The sequence below is a fragment of the Pseudomonas sp. 5Ae-yellow genome, assembly GCF_014077575.1.
Classification (GTDB): domain Bacteria; phylum Pseudomonadota; class Gammaproteobacteria; order Pseudomonadales; family Pseudomonadaceae; genus Halopseudomonas; species Halopseudomonas neustonica.
Window position 1 is genome coordinate 1 of sequence record NZ_JACGWE010000142.1, and the last position, 536, is coordinate 536.

General features: G+C 54.9%; 1 protein-coding gene. It reads left to right on the plus strand.

What is annotated here, in order from left to right; all coding sequences use genetic code 11:
* Window positions 1–536: GTP-binding protein (locus H4J77_RS19630; RefSeq protein ID WP_220469449.1), on the plus strand; the 536-nt coding region annotated here is incomplete at both ends.

Sequence of the window (536 nt, forward strand, 5' to 3'; positions counted from 1 at the left end):
AAACCGCACCTGAACGTAGGCACCATTGGTCACGTTGACCATGGTAAGACTACTCTGACAGCTGCATTGACCCGTGTTTGCGCCGAAGTTTATGGCGGTTCCGCTCGCGCTTTCGATCAGATCGATAACGCACCGGAAGAGAAAGCTCGCGGTATCACCATCAACACCTCGCACGTAGAGTACGATTCTCCGACTCGTCACTACGCGCACGTTGATTGCCCAGGTCACGCTGACTATGTGAAGAACATGATCACCGGTGCTGCGCAGATGGACGGCGCTATCCTGGTTTGTTCCGCAGCTGACGGCCCTATGCCGCAGACTCGCGAGCACATCCTGCTGTCTCGTCAGGTTGGCGTTCCTTACATCGTTGTGTTCCTGAACAAGGCGGACATGGTCGATGATGAAGAGCTGCTTGAGCTGGTAGAGATGGAAGTGCGTGATTTGCTGAGCGCCTATGACTTCCCGGGCGATGATACGCCCATCATCATCGGTTCTGCGCTGATGGCATTGGAAGGCAAAGACGACAACGAAATCGG